Source organism: Stutzerimonas sp. R40042 (assembly GCF_026642215.1).
Classification (GTDB): domain Bacteria; phylum Pseudomonadota; class Gammaproteobacteria; order Pseudomonadales; family Pseudomonadaceae; genus Stutzerimonas; species Stutzerimonas frequens.
Genome location: NZ_CP113258.1, coordinates 691261 through 710312, shown reverse-complemented (window position 1 = coordinate 710312; position 19052 = coordinate 691261). Strand labels below are relative to the sequence as shown.

Below are 19052 nucleotides of genomic sequence, written 5' to 3'. Positions count from 1 at the left end.
CGCGCTAGGTGCGCTCTTTCAAGGTCAGACTGCGCGGGCGCTCCAGCCACCCACCCTCTCCATCCGGAACGATTTCCACTACATCCACCGCCGCTTCGCTGATCTCGACGATGCGGCCATGGTTACGGCCGAGATAGTCACCAATCCTGACGCGATGAACACCGTCCCCGCCCCGGATCAGCGCATAACGCCCCTGCCCGTTGGAGAGAGTGCCGACCATGGTGAAATTTTCGATATTGAACCCTTCGAGGAACTGCTTGACGCGCGACTCATCAGGCTGGATATCTTTGGAACCTTTTTGCCGCTGCGCCAAATCCAACTTGACGGGCGGCTGGAATGGATGCCGCAGCGCGGCCGCGCTGTATGTAAAAGCCTCATAGGGGATGAACGCCGGCAGCGGCTCAATCGTTCCCTTCGGCTTTGCCCGAACCTCATCCATGAACGACTGCAGGTCGCTGAAATCCGAACCGCTACCACAACCCCCCAACATCGCCAGGCTTAAGCCCAGCGCAACGAGTTGCACGCCCCTCATTTCTGCAACCCCTTGTCGTTGTACCGATAAGTCTTCGCGACGATGCTCATCCGCAGCTTGGACGCCGAGTCGTCTTTTTCTGGCTTTATTTCAAAGTCGTGCAACGTAACGATTCGCGGCAGACTGGAAACCCCACTCACGAAGGTAGCCAGATCGTGGTAACCACCGATCACCTTTATGTTTATCGGAAGCTCGATATAGAACTGCTGCGCCACTTCCGGTTGCAACTTGATTTCCTCAAACTCCAAACCACTGCCCAGACCAGTCCGAGTTATATCCTCCAACAGCCCTGGAACTTCCGTATCACTCGGCAGCTGCCTCAGCAGAGCACCGAATGATGTTTCCATTTCTGCCATCTGCTCCTTATAGGCTTCGAGGTTGGCCGCCTGAAATGCCTTGCTGGAGAACTGTTGCTTTAGGGTCGTTTCCTGAGCCTGTTGCTGCTCCAACTGCACCTGCATATCCTGCAAATGAAGGTAATAACCCAGAGCCAGCACCACGGCGAGCAGAATGACGCCCGTAATGAACTTGACCGGCGCGGGCCACGAGCCGAGGTTATTCAGATCCAGGTCGGCGACATCAATCTTACGAAGACTCTGCAACGAATCAGCCAGACTCATGGCTTCGCTCCTTCCGTAGAGACGGCTGGCTGGGTCTGCTGTACCGTCAGCTGAAAGACGTTTTCCTGATCAACCGCACCAGCCGTTACCGCCTTGACTTCATTCAGGTTGGGTGATTCAAGCCAGTCCGACCCATCAAGATTACGCATGAGATTGGAAACCCGATTATTCGATTCAGCAGCCCCGACGATCGCAATGTTCTTGCCGGTCATTTTTAACGAAGTGAAATAGACTCCATCTGGCAGCGTGCGTACCAGCTGATCGAATACGCGACCAATGATCGGGCGATTTCCCTGTAGGTCCTGAATGATCTTCATACGCTCCAGCAATTGCTGACGACGTTCCTTGAGTTCTTTGATCTCCTTGATTCGCGCATCCAGCACGGCAATTTCTTTTTTTATGAATTCGTTGCGCGCACTCTGTTGCTCGATCGCACCCTGAAGATAGCGATCACCAAGAAAAACAAGGCCAGCCGCAACGACCAGCACACCGAAAAGAGAGGCAAGGAAACGCTGCTTGCGTTCTTCACGCAATTGTTCGCGCCAAGGCAGAAGGTTGATCTGCGCCATCAGTCGAAACTCCTTAGCGCCAACCCACACGCAATCATCAGCGAGGGCGCATCACTGGCCAGCGCGCCCGCGTTGACCTTGCTACTCAAAGCCATATCGGCAAACGGATTGGCAACTAGAGTCTGGGTGCCGATCTTCTGCTGAATGAGATGATCAAGCCCCGGGATGGAAGCCGTTCCACCAGCAAGCAGAATGCAATCGACATCATGAAACTGCCCAGCAGCGAAGAAGAACTGCAGCGAGCGTGAGACCTGCTGAACGACCGCTTCTTTGAACGGAAGCAAAACCTCACTGTCGTAGTCATCAGGAAGCCCTCCCTGCTTTTTAGCGAGGCCAGCCTCCTCTTGTGACAGCCCATAACGGCGTTGGATTTCCTCCGTCAGCTGCCGCCCCCCGAACAATTGCTCACGACTGTATATGGTGCGTCCGTTATGCAGGACGCTCAGAGTCGTCATCGTTGCGCCGATATCCACGACAGCGACGGTCAGTTCACCATGCGCGCTCCCCAACTGCGGCGCCAGAAGGTCATAGGAGCGCTCGAGCGCATAGGCCTCGACATCAACGACCTTCGCGGAGAGCCCGGCCAGAGCCAGTGCCGCCTCGCGCACTTCGACGTTTTCCTTGCGACAGGCAGCGAGCAGAACCTCGACGCGACCGGGCGCACGCGGCGCGGGGCCCTGGACCTCGAAGTCGATCGCCACCTCTTCCAACGGATAGGGAATATATTGGTCGGCTTCGATCTTCAGCTGGTTTTCCAGCTCTTCGTCGGACAGCCCGGCGTCCATCTCGATCGTCTTGGTAATCACCGCTGAGCCGGAGACGGCTACCACGGCTGACTTGCAGCCGGTCTTAGCCTTTGCGACCACGCGCTGCAGAGCCTGGCCAACGCCCTCCAGTTCAGCGATGTTCTTTTCGACCACGGCATTTGGTGGGAGCGGCTCAACCGCGTAAGCCTCAACCCGGTAGCGGTTCCCCGATCGACTTAATTCGAGAAGCTTGACTGAGGTCGAACTGATATCGATCCCAAGCAGCGTGTTCGCTTTCTTAGTGAAGAGCCCTAGCACGACCGATTTCCTATCTTTATCCGCAACTTACGGATTAATTATGTTTATCCACATTAAATAACAGGCTTGACAGAAGCGCAAATGGCTACCCGGCAAAAAAAGCGCATATAATGTGAACGGTTTTCCTCTTTCAGCATCGCCACCTTCCCCCTCCCAAAATTCCCGGATTCCCAGAACCCCGATGCGTCTTTTGAAATTTCTTGCCTGGTCGTGCTTCGCAGTCTTCTGCGCACTGCTGCTGAGCATCAGCGGTGCGTTTCTCTACCTCAATCCCAACCTTCCCTCGGTTGAATCCTTGCGCAGCATACAGCTGCAGATTCCACTGCGGGTTTACAGCGCCGACGAAAAGCTGATCGCCGAGTTTGGCGAGATGCGCCGATCGCCTATCCGCTTCGAGGAAATCCCAGAGGACTTCATCCACGCCCTACTCGCTGCCGAGGACGATAATTTCGCCAATCATTATGGCGTCGACATAACCGGCCTGATGCGCGCTGCCACGCAATTATTGAAAAGTGGACAGATCCAGACAGGCGGCAGCACCATCACCATGCAGGTCGCCAAGAACTATTTCTTAACCAGCGAACGTAGCTTTTCACGCAAAATCAACGAGATTCTGCTGGCCCTGCAGATCGAGCGCGAACTGAGCAAGAACGAGATCCTCGAGCTGTACGTCAACAAGATCTACCTGGGCAACCGCGCCTACGGCATAGAGGCCGCCTCTCAGGTCTATTACGGCAAGTCGATCTCCGAGCTGAGCGTCGCCCAGCTGGCAATGATCGCCGGCCTACCCAAAGCTCCGTCAGCCTTCAATCCATTGGTCAATCCGGCTCGCAGCAAGGAGCGACGCGACTGGATTCTCGGAAGGATGCACAAGCTTGGTTCGTTAGATGAAACGAGCTATCGGCAGGCACTGGCCGAACCTGAGACCGCTCGGTACCACGGCGCGGCCCCCGAACTCGATGCTGCCTATATAGCGGAAATGGCCCGCGCCGAGATGGTCGGACGCTATGGCAGCGCTGCTTATACCGACGGCTTCCGGGTGCATACCACAGTCTCCAGCGAAAGACAGATAGCAGCCAACATCGCACTCGATAGCGGGCTTATCGAATATGACCAGCGACACGGCTACCGCGGCCCGGAGGCACACCTGGGTGAGCTCCCGCGCGAGTCTTGGATGCAGGAGCTGCGCAAGCACAGGAGTCTTTCCGGACTGCACCCGGCCGTTGTCACGCAAGTGGAGAACAGCGGCATCCTGGTTCTCACTCGCGACGGCAACGAGCATCCGGTCGCCTGGGAGAGCATGAAATGGGCGCGCCCGTTTCTCGGAACGAACAGCATGGGTCCGCGACCACAACGCCCTGCGGACGTTGTGAAAATCGGGGATGTCGTGCGTGTTCGCTGGCAGGACGACTCGGCATTGTTCAGCCAGGTCCCGCAAGCACAAGCCGCGCTGGTGTCACTCGACCCGCAGGACGGCTCGATCGAAGCCCTGGCAGGTGGATTCTCGTTCGGACAGAGCAACTACAATCGAGCCATCCAGGCCAAACGGCAACCCGGCTCGAGCTTCAAGCCCTTCATCTACAGCGCCGCTCTGGATGCCGGCTACACCGCAGCAAGTCTCGTCAACGACTCGCCGATCGTATTCGTCGAGGAGGGGATGGATCGGATTTGGCGACCCAAGAACGACAACAACACGTTCCTCGGCCCGATTCGCATGCGCGAGGCACTCTATAAATCCAGAAACCTGGTATCGATTCGGCTGCTGCAGACCCTCGGCGTTGGCCATACGATCGACTACATCAGCCGCTTCGGCTTCGACCCGCAAGATCTACCACGCAACCTGTCACTTGCCTTGGGGACCGCTACCTTGACCCCGATGGAGATTGCGACCGGCTGGACCACTTTCGCCAATGGTGGTTACAAGATAGAGCCGTACCTGATCCAGCGAATCGAGGATCGCGAGGGCAAACTGCTCTTCGAAGCAAACCCGGCGCGTGTACCGCAGCATGAATCGCAGGATCATGGTGTGGAGGTCAGTGCAGCGCCGGAACACGAGCTCTCGGCCGATGAGCAGACTGATGACCAGCCTCGCTTCGCCGAGCGGGTCCTCGATGAACGCACCGCGTACATCATGACCAGCATGCTGCAGGACGTCATCAAGCGGGGCACTGGCCGACGTGCGCTGGCCATGGGGCGCGACGACATCGCCGGCAAGACCGGCACCACCAACGACTCGATCGACAGCTGGTTCTCTGGTTACAACGCCGACATCGTCACGACCGTCTGGGCAGGCTTCGATCAGCCGCAGAGCCTGGGGCGCAATGAATACGGCGGCACGGTCGCCCTGCCGATCTGGATGACCTACATGAGCGCCGTGCTCAAGGACATGCCCGAGCATCCGCCCGCCGAACCGGACGGCTTGCTGAAGTTGCGTGTCGATCCGGTCAGCGGCCGCGCCGCAGCGCCAGGCACCCCTGACGCCTATTTCGAAGTATTCAAGAGCGAGGACTCGCCGCCGCCGATGGGCGAGTTCGAGTCGGGCTATCAGGCTCCTGGCAGCCCTCTACCTGCTGACGAGGCGGCTCCGCTGGATCTGTTCTAAGCACAGTCCCCAGTCTACTGCAGGCACAAAAAACCCCGCCAAGGCGGGGTTTTTTGTGTTCTCGCTGTCAACCGTTGAAGACGTCGTTCACCGACTTCAGCGGATAGTGCGACGGGTAAGGCAGCGTAGCCACTCCACTTTCGATCGCAGCCTTGGCTACAGCGTCCGAAACCAGAGTGATCAGGCGCGGGTCCATAGGCTTCGGAATGATGTACTCGCGGCCGAACTCCAGGCTGTCCACACCATAGGCAGCGGCGACTTCGGCCGGCACCGGCAGCTTGGCCAGATCACGAAGGGCCAGCGCGGCGGCGATCTTCATCTCTTCGTTGATGCGCTTGGCGCGAACGTCCAAGGCGCCACGGAAGATGAACGGGAAGCCCAGCACGTTGTTGACCTGATTCGGATAGTCGGAACGGCCGGTCGCCATGATCACGTCGGAACGCGTCGCATGCGCCAGCTCAGGACTGATTTCCGGATCAGGGTTGGAGCAAGCGAACACGACCGGATTGGCCGCCATGCGCTTGAGACCTTCCGGGCTCAGCAGGTTGGCACCCGACAGACCGACGAAGACGTCAGCACCATCCAGCGCGTCATCCAGGGTGCGCTTGTCGGTTTCGTGGGCGAATACGGCCTTGTACTGATTGAGATCGTCGCGACCGGCATGGATCACGCCCTTGCGATCGATCATGAAGATGTTCTCGATCTTCGCACCCATGCTGACCAGCAGCTTCATGCAGGAGGTCGCGGCAGCGCCAGCACCGAGGCAGACGATCTTCGCCTGTTCCAGGGTCTTGCCGGCGATTTCCAGTGCGTTCAGCATACCTGCCGCAGTGACGATCGCCGTGCCGTGCTGGTCGTCATGGAAGACCGGAATGTCGCACTGCTCGATCAGCGCGCGCTCGATCTCGAAACACTCCGGTGCCTTGATGTCTTCGAGGTTGATGCCACCAAAGGTGATCGAGATGCGCTTGACGGTATCAATGAAGGCCTGCGGGCTCTCGGCATCGACCTCGATGTCGAATACGTCGACACCGGCGAAGCGCTTGAACAACACACCCTTGCCTTCCATCACCGGCTTGGAAGCCAGCGGACCGAGATTACCCAGACCGAGAATAGCGGTGCCATCGGAGATAACCGCCACCAGGTTGCCCTTGCCGGTGTAGCGGTAAGCCAGCTCCGCATCGCGAGCAATCTCGCGAACCGGCTCAGCGACGCCTGGGCTATAGGCCAGAGACAGGTCACGAGCAGTGGCGGTGGGCTTGGTGAGCTCGACGCTCAACTTCCCCGGACGGGGCTGGGCATGGTATTCGAGCGCGGCAGTTTTCAGGTCAGTCATGTGGCATTTCCGCTTATTTTACTGGGACAGACAGGCGGTCGAGCATACGCCAAGAACGAGCGCGCTCACAAGCCAGCGCGCGGCGCAGGCTGTCAAGCCCAGGCAAGTACGACTTTTCGGGTAGACCGGAGCTGACTGCCCAGTCAGTGAGGCAGCCCGAGCATCGCCGGATGGGTCACCCGCAACATCCAGCGAGCCTGTCCTTTTCCGGCCCGCCCGCGACGATCCACCAGCCAGCCTCTGGGTTCGAGCGTCTTGCCAGCGAGCAGGGATAACTCAGGCAGATCGAAAGCATCGAATGCCTGTGGCGGAATGTGCACCACCACCGGGCCATCCATTTCCAGCCAATAGCCGCCGCGATTGTGCTCGACGCGCCCGACTAGGCCCTGCAACAAGGCGAATCCACCTTGCCTCACCGCGCGGGTCGAGCCCGGCGTCAGCTTGCGCCAGATACCCAGGCGGGATTGCCGCGCCAGCCGCTCGGCCCGTAGATGACAAGCCACCAGCGCCGTATTGGGGGCGATCGCCACCATCAAGCCAAGGCCCTCGGCCAGCAAGGCCGATTCCAGATTGCGGCCCTGCTCGTCATAGGCGTGGGCCAGGGTACGACCATAGCGATCTTTTGACTCGCGCCCAGGGACCAGCCCCACCCGTCCGTTGCTGGCCTCGACGAGCGCGCGCAGCCGACGCTGTGCCGCCACGGCGAAGGGCTCGGCCTTGCGACCGTCACGCCCAAGCTCCGGCGCATTGATGCCGATCAGGCGCACGCTTCGGCCATCGACCAGACGCAGCGTATCGCCATCGATCACCTTCGCCACGCCCACCCGCGGCAGTGCCCCAGGCGAGGGACAGAACGCGAGCGCCGGGAGGCTGCAGATGACGGAAACGAAAAAGGCGCCCACGAGGGACGCCTTTTTCATGTGCTCGGAAAACCTCATCGGATTCCCGCCGTGCCGGCTTACTTGGCGCCGAACACACCGAAACGCTGCTTGAAGCGATCGATACGGCCGCCGGTATCCAGCACCTTCTGCTTGCCGGTATAGAACGGGTGGCACTCGGAGCACACGTCGATGTTCAGGTTCTTGCCCAGCGTGGAGCGGGTCTTGATGACGTTGCCACAGCTGCAGGTGGCTTCGATTTCGACGTAGTTCGGATGGATATCGGCTTTCATGGTGAATCCTCTAGGATTGCGTGCCGCCACCCGACCCTATGTCGAGTACCGCACGAAGTAGGGCGCGAATCATACCAGAGCACAAAGCTGATGCAAGCGCAGGCGACCGACGTTCCGGCGCCTCCGGACGCGCTATCGGACGGCGCCGAGCGCCGCGATCGTTTACCATCGGCGCTCATTATCAAGGGATCACCGCGTGCCCTCCTGCATCCTCCGCCTGGCGCTGCCTTCGCCGCTGCGCCGCCTGTTCGACTACCTGCCACCACATGGCGTAGCTCCCGACTCGCTGCAGCCGGGCATGCGCCTGCGCGTGCCGTTCGGCCGGCGCGAGGTCATCGGTGCGCTGGTGGAGCTGAGCGACCAGAGCGAAGTGCCTCTGGAAAAACTCAAGCCTGCGCTCGAGCTGCTGGATAGCAAGCCGCCACTGCCGCTCCCCCTGTTCAAGCTCTGCCTGTGGACCGCTCAGTATTACCAGCACAGCCTCGGAGACACCCTGAGCTGGGCATTGCCGGTGCTGTTGCGCCAGGGCGAACCGGCCGAAGCGCGCCTGGAACGCTACTGGCGCCTGGTAGAAGGTGCCAGCCCGGACGATCCGCGACTGGCCCGCGCCCCGCGTCAGCGCGAAGCCCTGAAGATCATCGCGCAGCATGCCCACGGCCTGCCCCGCGCCCTTATCGGCAAGCTGCAGCTGAACAAGGACAGCCTCGACCTACTGCTGGAGAAGGGCCTGGTAAGGGTCGAGCCGCGCCGCAGCAGCCCAGCGCGACAGCACAGTGGTAGCTGGCTGCTGCAGGCCGAGCTGACGCTGAATGCGCAACAACGCGCCGCCTTCGAAGCAGTCAGCGCCGGTCTCGGCAGCTTTCGGGCCTTTCTGCTGGCCGGCGTCACCGGCAGCGGCAAGACCGAAGTCTATCTGCAGCTGATCCATCGCGTGCTCGCAGCCGGCAAGCAGGCCCTGGTGCTGATCCCGGAGATCAACCTCGGCCCACAGACACTGGCCCGCTTCGAGCAGCGTTTCAATGCGCGGATCGCGCTGCTGCACTCCAACATCAACGATCGCGAGCGGCTCGATGCCTGGCTGGCGGCCCGCGATGGTGAGGCGGACATCATCATCGGCACCCGCTCGGCCCTGTTCACGCCGATGAAGAATCCCGGCCTGATCATCATCGACGAGGAACATGACGCCTCCTATAAACAGCAGGAAGGCCTGCGCTATCACGCCCGCGATCTCGCGCTGGTCCGTGCCCGCCAGGAAAACCTGCCGATCGTGCTCGGCTCGGCAACGCCCTCGCTGGAGAGCCTGCACAACGCCCACAGCGGCCGCTACGCGCTGCTCAAGCTGAGCCAGCGCGCCGGCAATGCCCAGCAGCCGCGTTTCCTGCGGTTGGACGTAAAGAGTCGCCCCCTGGACGCTGGCATATCCGGCCCGCTGCAACAGGCCATCGGCCAGACGCTCGCAGCCGGCCAGCAAGTACTGGTCTATCTCAACCGCCGTGGCTTCGCCCCGACTTTGCTTTGCCACGACTGCGGCTGGCTCAGCCAGTGCCCGCGCTGCGATGCACGCATGACCCTACACCAACGGCACAACGAACTGCGCTGCCACCACTGCGGGCACGTCGAGCGGCCGCCGCGCAACTGCCCCGACTGCGGCAAGGTAGACCTGCGTCCGGTCGGCGCCGGGACCGAGCGCGCCGAAGAGCGGCTCGGCGTCCTGTTCCCCGATTACCCGGTGCTGCGCATCGACCGCGACAGCACCGCGCGCAAGGGCGCGATGGAAAAGATGTTCACCACCATCAACCGTGGCGAGCCCTGCCTGTTGGTCGGCACCCAGATGCTCGCCAAGGGGCACCATTTTCCGCGCGTCACGCTGGTGGCGATTCTCGACGCCGACGGCGGGCTGTTTTCTGCCGATTTTCGCGCCAGCGAGCGGATGGCCCAGTTGATCGTGCAGGTCGCTGGGCGCGCCGGACGCGCGGAGGAACCGGGCAAGGTGATCATCCAGACGCACCTGGCCGACCACCCGCTGCTGGTGCAGCTGACCGACCAGGGCTATTTCGCCTTCGCCGAGCAGGCGCTGTCCGAACGTCGCGCCGCCGGCCTGCCGCCCTTCAGCCATCTGGCATTGCTGCGCGCCGAAGCGCAGAAGCCCGGCCAGGCCGAGGCCTTCCTCGACGAAGCCTGCACGCTGGCGGAGCAGACGCTCGGGCAGCTGCAGCTCAGCGGCATCGAGCTGCTCGGTCCGGTGCCGGCGCCGATGGAGCGTCGCGCCGGGCGCTACCGGGCGCAGCTGCTGCTGCAGGGCAACGCCCGCGCGGCCCTGCATCGCCTGATGGATGCCTGGGTGCCACTGCTCGAGCAGCTGCCCGGCGGACGCGCCGTGCGCTGGAGCCTGGATGTCGACCCGATCGATCTGTTCTGATTGTGCCTTCGGAAAGCATGACTTTCCGGCGGCGCGAACCGCACGGCTTGAAGCCACACCCATCACGCCCCGATAATGCCGGGTTTTCGCGCACTTCCTGCGGACCGAGCCGACCATGAAAGACAGCATTCGCCACCTGATCCAGCAAGCCCTTGTTCGCCTGACCAGCGAGGGCGTGCTGCCGGAGGGACTGACGCCCGCGATCCAGGTGGAAAACACCAAGGACAAGAGTCACGGCGACTTCGCCAGCAACATCGCCATGATGCTGGCCAAGCCAGCCGGCATGAAGCCGCGCGACCTGGCCGAGAAGCTCATCGCCGCACTGCCGCAGGACGCGCAGATCAGCAAGGTCGAGATTGCCGGCCCGGGCTTTCTCAACTTCTTCCAGAACAGCGACGCCCTGGCCCAGCGCCTCGAAGCTGCGCTGGCCGATGCGCAACTTGCGGTGCACAAGGCGAGCGTTAAGCAGCGTGTGGTGATCGACCTGTCCTCGCCGAACCTGGCCAAGGAGATGCACGTCGGCCACCTGCGCTCGACCATCATCGGCGATGCGGTTGGCCGGGTGCTGGAGTTCCTCGGCGACGAGGTGATCCGGCAGAACCACGTTGGCGACTGGGGTACCCAGTTCGGCATGCTGCTGGCCTATCTCGAAGAGAAGCCGGCCGCCGCGGAAAGCGAGCTAGCCGATCTCGAGCAGTTCTACCGCGCCGCCAAGCAGCGCTTCGACGAGTCACCCGAGTTCGCCAATCGCGCCCGTGAACTGGTGGTCAAACTGCAGGCGGGCGATGACCAGTGCCTGAGCCTGTGGACGCGCTTCAACGATATCTCGCTGTCGCACTGCCAGAAGATCTATGACCGTCTCAACGTCAAGCTGACCCCGGCTGACGTCAAGGGCGAAAGCGCCTACAACGCCGACCTGGCGGACATCGTCGAGGCCCTGCGCGAGAAGGGCCTGCTGACCGAAGATAATGGCGCCCAGTGCGTCTTCCTCGATGAATTCAAGAATGCCGAAGGCAACCCGCTGCCGGTGATCGTGCAGAAGGCCGGCGGAGGCTATCTCTACGCCACCACTGACCTGGCCGCCATGCGCTATCGCAGCCAGCAGCTGCACGCCGACCGCGTGTTATATTTCGTCGACCAGCGCCAGGCCCTGCATTTCCAGATGGCCTTCGAAGTGGCCCGCCGAGCAGGCTTCGTCCATGAAGGCATGCAGCTCGAGCACATGGGCTTCGGCACCATGAACGGCGCCGACGGCCGCCCGTTCAAGACCCGCGATGGCGGCACGGTCAAGCTGATCGACCTGCTCGACGAAGCCGAGCAGCGCGCCTATGCCCTGGTCAAGGGCAAGAACCCGGATCTCGACGAAGCCGAGCTGCGCCAGATCGCCCGCGCGGTGGGCATCAGCGCGGTCAAGTACGCCGACCTGTCCAAGCATCGCACCAGCGACTATCGCTTCAACTTCGAACTGATGCTGAGCTTCGAAGGCAACACCGCACCCTACCTGCTCTATGCCTACACCCGCGTGGCCAGCGTGTTCCGCAAGCTGGGCAAGGGTATCGACGAGATCAGCGGGCAGATCGAACTGGACGCCGAGCAGGAGCTCGCCTTGGCCGCCAGGCTCGCCCAGTTCGGCGAAGTGCTGAACAGCGTCGGCGAGAAAGGCGAACCGCACCTGCTGTGCGCTTACCTCTACGACCTGGCCGGGTTGTTCTCCAGTTTCTACGAGCACTGCCCGATTCTCAGCGCCGAACAGGATGCGCAAAAGCAGAGCCGCCTGCGTCTGGCCGCCCTGACCGGCCGCACCCTCAAGCAGGGCCTGGAACTGCTCGGCCTGGAACCACTGGAGCGCATGTAAGTGGCAGCAAGGAAGAAAGCCGCGCCCAAACGAGGCGCCAGCCGTTATCAGGCGCCGGCCAAGCAGCCCGTGCCTGGCTGGATCTGGCTGGTCTGCGGTCTGGTCATCGGCGGCTTCATCATGTTCCTGATGAGCCTCGAGCCGGGCGGCGAGGAGGTCAAACGCAACAAGGACGCGCCCAAGACTGCGATCAAGGAGCAACCCAAGCGTGCGCCCGCCAACGAGCAGCCACCCAAGCCGAAGTACGATTTCTATACCTTACTGCCCGAATCCGAAGTGATTCTGCCGCCGGAAACCAAACAGCCTGAACCGCCGACTGCGCCGGTCACAGCCGAAGAAGCGGCGAAGATCGACGAGGCACGCGCCCAGGCCGCGCTCAACGGCCAGGTGCCACCGCCACCACCGACCGTCGCCAAGGCACCGGTGACGCAGTTCTTCCTGCAGGCCGGCTCGTTCCGCCAACAGGCAGAGGCCGACCGGGTGCGCGCGCAGATCATCCTGCTCGGCCAGGATGTGCGGGTGGAAAGCGTCAAGGTTCGCGACGAGCCCTGGTACCGTGTGCTGGTCGGCCCGTTCAGCAGCCGCGAACAACTCAATGCAGCGCAGAAGACCCTTGGAGCAAGCGGCTACAAGAACCTGCTGTTACAGCAACGACAGACGCGCTAAATGAAAACGCCGGGCATGACCCGGCGTTTTCAATTGAACCGAGAAACCCTGCTCAGCTTTCCCGCGGCGCGTAGGCGAAGACATCGGCGCGCATCTGATGCGGGTCCATTCCCGCCTCTACCAGCGCATCCAGAGTGCCGTAAACCATCGAGGGCGAGCCGCTGGCATAGATATGCAGCGGCTTGAGATCGCTGAAGTCTTCGCGAATCGCCTCGTGCAACATCCCGCAGCGCCCTTCCCAGCCGCAGACATCGCTGACCACACGGTGCAGATGCAGGTTGCTCATGCTCTGCCACTCCTCCCAGTGCGGCAGTCGATAGAAGTCTTCCGGTCGCCGCACCCCCCAGTACAGATGCACCGGATGCTGAAAACCAGCAGCGCGGCAGTACTCGATCAGGCTGTGCATCTGCGCCATGCCAGTGCCGGCGGCGATCAGTACCAGCGGACCCTCCGGCAGTTCGGCCAGGTGCGTGTCGCCGAAGGGCATCTGGATCCGAGCGAAGCCCTGGCGACGCAGGAAGGCCAACAACTCGATAGCGGATTCCTCGCGAGCCAACACGTGCAGCTCCAGCTCGCGGCCACTGCCCGGCGCCGAGGCCAGCGAAAAAGCCGACCACTCGCCATCCTCGCGCTGCAGCAACAGATACTGACCGGCGTGATAACGCGGCTGACGCCCGGCCGGCAGGCGCAGGCGCAGGCGCACCACGTCACCACCCACCTCTTCGTAGTCACTGAGCTGGCAGCTCAGCTCGCGCACCGGTAGTTCGCCGGGCGCCAGCACGCCATCCCAGAGCAACACACAGTCTTCCAGCGGCTCGGCCAGGCAGGCCAGCAGCTCGCCGTGGTCGCGCACCTCGCCGTCCTGGCGCACGCGGCCCTCGACCAGCAGCGAGGCACAGATATGGCAATTGCCATTGCGGCAGCTCTGCGGGCATTCGTAGCCCAGCCGCTTGGCTGCATCGAGTAGGCGTTCGCCGGGGCGCACATCGAGCACGGCGCCGGAGGGCTGCAAGGTCACTTTCATCTGCACGTCTTTTCTGTGAACGGGAGAACCCGTCAAGGCTTCGGGCAGGCTCGGGCCCGCCTCTTCGGTTATGTCAGTCGATACCCAGCTGCGACCAGAGTTCATCGACCCGCTGCTTGACGGCCGGGTCCTGAACGATGGCCCGCCCCCATTCGCGGTTGGTTTCGCCCGGCCACTTGTGCGTCGCATCCAGGCCCATCTTCGAGCCCAGCCCGGAGATCGGCGATGCAAAATCCAGGTAGTCGATCGGCGTGTTGTCGATCATCACCGTGTCGCGCTTGGGGTCCATGCGCGTGGTAATGGCCCAGATCACGTCGTTCCAGTCGCGGGCATTGATATCCTCGTCGGTGACGATGACGAACTTGGTGTACATGAACTGGCGCAGGAACGACCAGACACCAAGCATCACTCGCTTGGCGTGGCCAGGATACTGCTTCTTCATGGTCACCACCGCCATGCGGTAGGAACAACCTTCGGGCGGCAGATAGAAGTCGACGATCTCCGGGAACTGCTTCTGCAGGATCGGCACGAACACCTCGTTCAGTGCCACACCGAGAATCGCCGGCTCATCCGGCGGACGTCCGGTGTAGGTGCTGTGGTAGATCGGATTCTTGCGGTGGGTGATGCGCTCGACGGTGAACACCGGGAAGCGATCCACCTCGTTGTAGTAGCCGGTGTGATCGCCGTAGGGTCCTTCGTCGGCCATCTCACCCGGATGGATATGTCCCTCGAGGACGATCTCGGCGTACGCCGGCACCTGCAGCTCGGAGCCGACCGCCTTGACCAGCTCGGTGCGCGAGCCGCGCAGCAGGCCGGCAAAGGCATATTCGGACAGCGTATCGGGTACCGGCGTGACCGCGCCGAGAATGGTCGCAGGATCGGCACCCAGCGCCACCGCCACCGGGTACGGCCGATCCGGGTACTTCTCGCACCACTCGCGGAAATCCAGCGCACCGCCACGGTGGCTCAACCAGCGCATGATGACCTTGTTGCGGCCGATGACCTGCTGCCGGTAGATGCCGAGGTTCTGCCGTTCCTTGTTCGGGCCCTTAGTGATAGTCAGGCCCCAGGTGATCAGCGGCGCGGCGTCACCCGGCCAGCAATGCTGCACCGGAATCTTCGCCAGGTCGACGTCGTCACCTTCGAGGATCACTTCCTGGCAGGGCGCGTCCTTGAGTACCTTGGGCGCCATGCTGATGACCTTCTTGTAGATCGGCAGCTTGCTCCAGGCGTCCTTCAGGCCCTTCGGCGGCTCCGGCTCCTTGAGAAAGGCCAGTAGCTTGCCGATCTCGCGCAGCTCGGAGACATCCTCGGCGCCCATGCCCAGTGCCACCCGCCCCGGCGTGCCGAACAGATTGCCGAGCACCGGCATGTCGAAACCGGTCGGATTTTCGAAGAGCAACGCCGGACCTTGCTTACGCAAGGTGCGGTCGCAGATTTCGGTCATTTCCAGCACGGGGGAGACGGCAGCCGTGACGCGCTTGAGCTCACCGCGTTTTTCCAGGCCGCTGATAAAGTCGCGCAGATCGCGATACTGCATGCTTGAGCCTCGCATGGGCCGGCAGGGTCGGGGCGCAAAGTTTAGCGCCGGCATCGGGTTTTCCAAAATCTGCAGACAGACAAAGGCCGGGTTTCCCCGGCCTTGTTGGCAACGACGAGTCGCTTACTTGCGCTTCATGGACATGAAGAATTCGTCGTTGGTCTTGGTGTCCTTGAGCTTGTCGAGGAGGAACTCGATGGCGGCGATCTCGTCCATCGGGTGAAGCAGCTTGCGCAGGATCCAGATGCGCTGCAGCTCGTCCTCGGCGGTCAGCAACTCCTCGCGGCGGGTGCCGGAGCGGTTGATGTTGATAGCCGGGAACACACGCTTCTCGGCGATGCGGCGATCCAGCTGCAGTTCGAGGTTGCCGGTGCCCTTGAATTCCTCGTAGATCACCTCGTCCATCTTCGAGCCGGTTTCCACCAGCGCGGTGGCGAGGATGGTCAGCGAGCCGCCCTCCTCGATGTTGCGCGCGGCGCCGAAGAAGCGCTTGGGCTTCTCCAGGGCGTGGGCGTCGACACCACCGGTCAGCACCTTGCCGGAGCTCGGGATCACGGTGTTGTAGGCGCGCGCCAGACGAGTGATGGAGTCGAGCAGGATGACTACGTCCTTCTTGTGCTCGACCAGGCGCTTGGCCTTCTCGATCACCATCTCGGCGACCTGCACGTGGCGGGTCGGCGGCTCGTCGAAGGTGGAGGCAACCACTTCGCCGCGCACGGTGCGCTGCATCTCGGTCACTTCTTCCGGGCGCTCGTCGATCAGCAGAACGATCAGGTGGCACTCGGGGTTGTTGCGGGTGATGTTGCTGGCGATGTTCTGCAGCATGATCGTCTTGCCCGCCTTCGGCGGTGCGACGATCAGGCCACGCTGGCCCTTGCCGATCGGTGCGCAGAGGTCGATTACGCGGCCGGTGAGGTCTTCGGTGGAACCGTTGCCGGCTTCCATCTTCAGGCGCTGGTTGGCGAACAGCGGGGTCAGGTTCTCGAAGAGGATCTTGTTCTTCGCGTTCTCCGGTCGATCGTAGTTGATCGAGTCGACCTTGAGCAGGGCGAAGTAACGCTCGCCTTCCTTGGGCGGGCGGATCTTGCCGATGATGGTGTCACCGGTGCGCAGATTGAAGCGGCGGATCTGGCTGGGCGACACATAGATGTCGTCCGGGCCGGCCAGATAGGAAGAATCCGCGGAGCGCAGGAAGCCGAAACCGTCCTGGAGAATCTCCAGCACGCCATCACCGGAGATTTCCTCGCCGCTTTTCGCGTGCTTTTTCAGCAGGGAGAAAATCACGTCCTGCTTGCGCGAACGGGCCATGTTGTCGATGCCCATCTGTTCGGCCATTTCCAGCAGTTCGGTGATGGGCTTTTGCTTGAGTTCGGTCAGATTCATAGAAAGAGATCAGGAAGGATGTAGAAAGCGATTAGCTTGAGAAGCCGCGCAGCAGGAGACGAACGAGGCTCGTTGTGCTTTATGAGGCTGAAGTGCGTCGGCGACGGCATGCAGAGGGCGACGGAAGAAAGCGTCGCGAGGCCGAATTTAGCACCGTGCAGGCGAAGCGTCCACCCTGCCGAAGAAAAAAGCCCCCGCAAGTGCGAGGGCTTTGGAGGCGATCTTCGTCGTACTCAGATATTGCTGTCGAGGAAGGCAGCCAATTGCGACTTGGACAGTGCACCGACCTTGGTCGCTTCGACGTTACCGTTCTTGAACAGCATCAGCGTCGGGATACCGCGCACGCCGTACTTCGGCGGAGTTTCCTGATTCTCGTCGATGTTCAACTTGCAGACCTTCAGGCGGCCTTCGTAATCCTTGGCGATCTCGTCGAGTACCGGCGCGATCATCTTGCACGGGCCGCACCACTCAGCCCAGTAGTCGACCAGCACGGGACCGTCGGCCTGGAGGACGTCCTGCTCGAAACTGCTGTCGCTGACATTGTTGATGTATTCGCTCATGGATTTTCTCCAGGGTCGGACAGAAAGGTCGCCATCATAGCCCTACTGCGGACGGATCGAAAGCCGCAGACCCGCCAGCGGGCTACGAGCAGCCGATCAGAGGCTCTGCTGCAGCGAAGACTGCGTTGGCGGATCGGGGCGATCATGTCAGGATGTCGGGGTTTTGCATCGAGACTGCCCAATGCGCCAGAACACCGCCGAGACCTTTCCCATGATCGCTGCCCTGGATCTGGGCTCGAACAGTTTTCACATGGTGCTCGCGCGCACCAGCAATGGCGAAATGCGCATCCTTGAACGTCTCGGAGAAAAGGTCCAGCTGGCCGCCGGGATCGACGAAAACCGCTTGCTCGACGAAGCCGCCATGCAGCGCGGACTCGACTGCCTGCGGCGCTTTGCCCAGCTGGTCAATCATCTGCCGCAGGGCGCCGTACGCATCGTCGGCACCAACGCGCTGCGTGAGGCGCGCAATCGCGCCACCTTCATCCGCCGCGCCGAAGAGATCATCAACCATCAGGTGGAAGTCATCTCCGGCCGCGAAGAGGCGCGCCTGATCTATCTGGGCGTGTCGCACACCATCCCGAGCGGTTCGGGCCGGCGGCTGGTAGCCGATATCGGCGGTGGCAGTACCGAGTTCATCATCGGCGAAGGCTTCGAATCGCAGCTGCGCGAAAGCCTGCAGATGGGCTGCGTGAGCTACACCCAGCGTTTCTTCCGTGACGGCAAGATCACCCCGGCACGCTACGCTCAGGCCTACACCGCGGCGCGGGTCGAGCTGATGGGCATCGAGCATGGCCTGCGCCGGCTCGGCTGGCAGGAGTCGATCGGCGCATCCGGCACCATCCGCGCCGTCGGGCTGGCGATCAAGAGCGGCGGCATGGGCAACGGTGAGGCCAACGTCGAAGGTATCGGCTGGCTCAAGCGCAAGCTGTTCAAGCTCGGCGAGGTGGACAAGATCGATATCGACGGCGTCAAGCCCGATCGCCGCGGCGTGTTTCCCGCTGGCCTGGCGATTCTCGAGGCGATCTTCGATGCTCTGGAGATCAGCAGCATGACCCATTCCGAGGGTGCCCTGCGCGAAGGGGTGCTCTATGACCTGCTGGGCCGCCATCACGACGAGGACATTCGTGATCGCTCGCTGAGCTTCCTGATGGAGCGTTATCACGTCGACATGGAGCAGGCCGCACGGGTCGAGGCCAAGGCGCTGGAGGCTTTCGATCAGGTGGCCGAAGCCTGGAACCTCGATCAGGACTGGCACCGCGAGCTGCTCGCCTGGGCAGCACGGGTGCACGAAGTGGGCCTGGACATCGCCCACTACCACTACCACAAGCACGGCGCCTACCTGATCGAGCACTCCGATCTACCCGGTTTCTCGCGCCAGGACCAGCTGATGCTGGCGCTACTGGTGCGCGGCCACCGGCGCAACATCCCACAGGACAAGTTCGGCGAACTCGGTGCCGACGCCGACGCCCTGGTGCGCCTGTGCATCCTGCTGCGCTTCGCGATCCTGTTTCATCATATCCGCGGCGCGAACGCGGTCTCCGATGTGCAGCTCAAGCCGGCCGAGCGCAGTCTCGAGCTGATCTTCCCGCCCGACTGGCTGAACGCCAACCCGCTGACCCGCGCCGACTTCGAGGCGGAAGCCGCCTGGCTCGCACGGGTGGGTTACGAACTGCGCATGAAATGAAACAAGGGCCCGCAGGGGCCCTTGTCG

Annotated in this window: 16 protein-coding genes; 5 read left to right on the top strand and 11 right to left on the bottom strand. The window is 62.0% G+C overall.

What is annotated here, in order from left to right:
• Nucleotides 1-4: 4 nt before the first annotated feature.
• From pilP to OUY36_RS03190, 4 genes are read right to left on the bottom strand one after another with little or no spacing between them, the layout of a single operon-like run.
• Nucleotides 5-532: a type 4a pilus biogenesis lipoprotein PilP gene (pilP, locus tag OUY36_RS03205; RefSeq protein ID WP_156245535.1), complete on the bottom strand. Its 528-nt coding sequence runs from the start codon at nt 530-532 to the stop codon at nt 5-7.
• A complete protein-coding gene (pilO, locus tag OUY36_RS03200) occupies nt 529-1152 on the bottom strand; it encodes a type 4a pilus biogenesis protein PilO (RefSeq protein ID WP_110778197.1) in 624 nt (207 codons plus the stop codon). The genes pilP and pilO overlap by 4 nt, the downstream gene beginning before the upstream one ends.
• Complete coding sequence (locus OUY36_RS03195) at nt 1149-1721, bottom strand: PilN domain-containing protein (RefSeq protein ID WP_063539613.1); 573 nt, start codon at nt 1719-1721, stop codon at nt 1149-1151. Before OUY36_RS03195 ends, pilO begins: the two co-directional genes overlap by 4 nt.
• Entirely contained in the window at nt 1721-2785 is a 1065-nt protein-coding gene (locus tag OUY36_RS03190) for a pilus assembly protein PilM (protein WP_161611797.1), read from the bottom strand. Before OUY36_RS03190 ends, OUY36_RS03195 begins: the two co-directional genes overlap by 1 nt.
• A 181-nt stretch (nt 2786-2966) precedes the next feature.
• Between OUY36_RS03190 and OUY36_RS03185 the strand changes: the two genes are divergently transcribed.
• Nucleotides 2967-5387 (top strand): penicillin-binding protein 1A, encoded by a 2421-nt coding sequence (locus tag OUY36_RS03185; protein ID WP_267938270.1) that lies wholly within the window; start codon nt 2967-2969, stop codon nt 5385-5387.
• Nucleotides 5388-5454: 67 nt separating this feature from the next.
• Here OUY36_RS03185 and OUY36_RS03180 read toward each other — a convergent pair whose 3' ends face one another.
• The 3 genes from OUY36_RS03180 to rpmE all read right to left on the bottom strand — a co-directional run bounded on the left by OUY36_RS03180 (nt 5455) and on the right by rpmE (nt 7894).
• Nucleotides 5455-6723 carry a malic enzyme-like NAD(P)-binding protein gene (locus tag OUY36_RS03180; protein ID WP_102839582.1) on the bottom strand — a complete coding sequence of 423 codons (1269 nt, stop codon included), beginning with the start codon at nt 6721-6723 and terminating at the stop codon, nt 5455-5457.
• A 143-nt stretch (nt 6724-6866) separates the two neighbouring features.
• Nucleotides 6867-7661: a thermonuclease family protein gene (locus OUY36_RS03175; RefSeq protein ID WP_161611798.1), complete on the bottom strand. Its 795-nt coding sequence runs from the start codon at nt 7659-7661 to the stop codon at nt 6867-6869.
• Between the two features lie 20 nt (nt 7662-7681).
• Nucleotides 7682-7894, bottom strand: a complete 213-nt coding sequence (gene rpmE / locus OUY36_RS03170; RefSeq protein WP_003301052.1) for a 50S ribosomal protein L31 — start codon at nt 7892-7894, stop codon at nt 7682-7684.
• 196 nt (nt 7895-8090) lie between these two features.
• Here rpmE and OUY36_RS03165 point away from each other — a divergent pair, with 196 nt between their 5' ends.
• The 3 genes from OUY36_RS03165 (at nt 8091) to OUY36_RS03155 (ending at nt 12834) form a co-directional block, all read left to right on the top strand.
• Nucleotides 8091-10313 carry a primosomal protein N' gene (locus tag OUY36_RS03165; RefSeq protein ID WP_161611799.1) on the top strand — a complete coding sequence of 741 codons (2223 nt, stop codon included), beginning with the start codon at nt 8091-8093 and terminating at the stop codon, nt 10311-10313.
• 115 nt (nt 10314-10428) lie between these two features.
• Nucleotides 10429-12168: an arginine--tRNA ligase gene (argS, locus tag OUY36_RS03160; RefSeq protein WP_161611800.1), complete on the top strand. Its 1740-nt coding sequence runs from the start codon at nt 10429-10431 to the stop codon at nt 12166-12168.
• A complete protein-coding gene (locus OUY36_RS03155) occupies nt 12169-12834 on the top strand; it encodes an SPOR domain-containing protein (protein WP_161611801.1) in 666 nt (221 codons plus the stop codon).
• Between the two features lie 52 nt (nt 12835-12886).
• Here the strand turns inward: OUY36_RS03155 and OUY36_RS03150 are convergent, their stop codons facing one another.
• From OUY36_RS03150 to trxA, 4 genes are all read right to left on the bottom strand, one after another.
• A complete protein-coding gene (locus tag OUY36_RS03150; protein WP_063539606.1) occupies nt 12887-13858 on the bottom strand; it encodes a CDP-6-deoxy-delta-3,4-glucoseen reductase in 972 nt (323 codons plus the stop codon).
• A gap of 73 nt (nt 13859-13931) precedes the next feature.
• Complete coding sequence (gene ubiD / locus OUY36_RS03145; protein WP_161611802.1) at nt 13932-15398, bottom strand: 4-hydroxy-3-polyprenylbenzoate decarboxylase; 1467 nt, start codon at nt 15396-15398, stop codon at nt 13932-13934.
• A gap of 123 nt (nt 15399-15521) precedes the next feature.
• Nucleotides 15522-16781, bottom strand: coding sequence for a transcription termination factor Rho (rho, locus tag OUY36_RS03140; RefSeq protein WP_003295563.1), 1260 nt, complete (start codon nt 16779-16781; stop codon nt 15522-15524).
• A gap of 233 nt (nt 16782-17014) precedes the next feature.
• On the bottom strand, nt 17015-17341 hold the full coding sequence (trxA, locus tag OUY36_RS03135) for a thioredoxin TrxA (RefSeq protein ID WP_003283463.1): 327 nt from the start codon (nt 17339-17341) through the stop codon (nt 17015-17017).
• A 181-nt stretch (nt 17342-17522) separates the two neighbouring features.
• On the opposite strand from trxA, the gene ppx reads away from it, so the two are divergent.
• Nucleotides 17523-19025, top strand: a complete 1503-nt coding sequence (ppx, locus tag OUY36_RS03130; RefSeq protein WP_110778205.1) for an exopolyphosphatase — start codon at nt 17523-17525, stop codon at nt 19023-19025.
• Nucleotides 19026-19052 lie beyond the last annotated feature (27 nt).

What these genes read in the sequence shown, in the direction of transcription:
- pilP (WP_156245535.1), bottom strand. Translation starts at nt 532, where the DNA reads ATGAGGGGCGTGCAACTCGTTGCGCTGGGCTTAAGCCTGGCGATGTTG.
- OUY36_RS03185 (WP_267938270.1), top strand. Translation starts at nt 2,967, where the DNA reads ATGCGTCTTTTGAAATTTCTTGCCTGGTCGTGCTTCGCAGTCTTCTGC.
- rho (WP_003295563.1), bottom strand. Translation starts at nt 16,781, where the DNA reads ATGAATCTGACCGAACTCAAGCAAAAGCCCATCACCGAACTGCTGGAA.
- OUY36_RS03175 (WP_161611798.1), bottom strand. Translation starts at nt 7,661, where the DNA reads ATGAGGTTTTCCGAGCACATGAAAAAGGCGTCCCTCGTGGGCGCCTTT.
- OUY36_RS03195 (WP_063539613.1), bottom strand. Translation starts at nt 1,721, where the DNA reads ATGGCGCAGATCAACCTTCTGCCTTGGCGCGAACAATTGCGTGAAGAA.
- rpmE (WP_003301052.1), bottom strand. Translation starts at nt 7,894, where the DNA reads ATGAAAGCCGATATCCATCCGAACTACGTCGAAATCGAAGCCACCTGC.
- ppx (WP_110778205.1), top strand. Translation starts at nt 17,523, where the DNA reads ATGCGCCAGAACACCGCCGAGACCTTTCCCATGATCGCTGCCCTGGAT.
- pilO (WP_110778197.1), bottom strand. Translation starts at nt 1,152, where the DNA reads ATGAGTCTGGCTGATTCGTTGCAGAGTCTTCGTAAGATTGATGTCGCC.
- argS (WP_161611800.1), top strand. Translation starts at nt 10,429, where the DNA reads ATGAAAGACAGCATTCGCCACCTGATCCAGCAAGCCCTTGTTCGCCTG.
- trxA (WP_003283463.1), bottom strand. Translation starts at nt 17,341, where the DNA reads ATGAGCGAATACATCAACAATGTCAGCGACAGCAGTTTCGAGCAGGAC.
- OUY36_RS03180 (WP_102839582.1), bottom strand. Translation starts at nt 6,723, where the DNA reads ATGACTGACCTGAAAACTGCCGCGCTCGAATACCATGCCCAGCCCCGT.
- ubiD (WP_161611802.1), bottom strand. Translation starts at nt 15,398, where the DNA reads ATGCAGTATCGCGATCTGCGCGACTTTATCAGCGGCCTGGAAAAACGC.
- OUY36_RS03150 (WP_063539606.1), bottom strand. Translation starts at nt 13,858, where the DNA reads ATGAAAGTGACCTTGCAGCCCTCCGGCGCCGTGCTCGATGTGCGCCCC.